Below are 281 nucleotides of genomic sequence, written 5' to 3'. Positions count from 1 at the left end.
GGAGCAGAGCTATCTCCGGCAGTGATTCGGCCGGGGTGGGGATGGCGAGGTATTCGGTGTCGAGGAGGTCGGCGGCGATGATCTTGACCACCGAGGGCGGCAGGTCCAGATAAGCGGCTATCTCGGCGATAGAGAGGGCGCCACGGGCGCAGACACCGGCCACCCGCCGCGCGTCGGGGCTCGTACCCGGCCCCGGACTCTTGACGGCGATGACGAGGGTGACCAGGTCCAACTCACGGGTCGGACGCGAGCGTCCCCTGGTGCGCACATACGCGCGCACC

The 281-nt window shown here is 69.0% G+C and carries 1 protein-coding gene; it reads right to left on the bottom strand.

The window, feature by feature from the left end:
* Positions 1-280, bottom strand: a 280-nt coding sequence (locus GV790_RS30105) for a DUF742 domain-containing protein (RefSeq protein ID WP_309139055.1), incomplete at its 3' end; no start/stop codon positions are given.
* Position 281 lies beyond the last annotated feature (1 nt).

The sequence above is a fragment of the Nocardia cyriacigeorgica genome (assembly GCF_010858045.1).
GTDB lineage: Bacteria > Actinomycetota > Actinomycetes > Mycobacteriales > Mycobacteriaceae > Nocardia > Nocardia cyriacigeorgica_E.
Note: the sequence above shows the minus strand (reverse complement) of the source record. Positions and strands in the feature narration are given on the sequence as shown.